This window comes from Paenibacillus sp. Dod16 (assembly GCF_049893405.1).
Taxonomy (GTDB): Bacteria; Bacillota; Bacilli; order Paenibacillales; family Paenibacillaceae; genus Paenibacillus_AQ.
Genome location: NZ_JBNDYG010000133.1, coordinates 1 through 657, shown reverse-complemented (window position 1 = coordinate 657; position 657 = coordinate 1). Strand labels below are relative to the sequence as shown.

Genomic DNA, 657 nt, shown 5'->3' with positions numbered 1-657 from the left:
TAAAATGTACCCCATGTAAAGGACAATTAAAAAAGGTTAGGCACTTTGAAGAAGATGATTTCTGTACTGTACAGGAGTCATCTTCTTTAAGTTCCATTGATATCGATAGTGGTTGTAATACGTCATATAGCTTTTAATCTCTTGTTTTAATTCATCTAATGATTCGCATGATTTAATTTCTGTTTCATCTTTAAAGTGTCCAAAGAATGATTCTTGAGGGGCGTTATCCCAACAGTTTCCACGTCTGGACATGGATTGTTTTAACCCTACTTTTTTTACAAGCTTTTGAAACGTTGGATTTGTGTAGTGGAATCCTTGATCAGAATGAATCAGTGCATCTGATGTAAGTGTTATTGACCGGTTATTTTTTAGCTTTTTAACCGTTTCTAGTGCAATATCAAGCGTAATCTTATCCGAAACCTGATAAGCCAAAATTTCATTGGTGGATGCATCTTGAATCGTAGAGAGATATGCTTTCTTCCCTTGTCCATAAAATAAATAGGTAATGTCAGTAAGTAGTACTTTCCCAGGAGTTTCTTGTTTGAATTTACGGTTTAATTCATTTTTTAATACACGATGTTCCTGCGTAGCCTTAGCCATTTGACGATAAGGATTTGCTTTTCGGATGGGGCAAACAATGTTATATTTTTTCATTAT

Annotated in this window: 1 protein-coding gene; it reads right to left on the bottom strand. The window is 34.4% G+C overall.

From position 1 onward, the window contains the following. Window positions 1-36: 36 nt before the first annotated feature. Window positions 37-657, bottom strand: a 621-nt coding sequence (locus tag ACPV3A_RS37740) for an IS3 family transposase (protein ID WP_426205018.1), incomplete at its 5' end; no start/stop codon positions are given.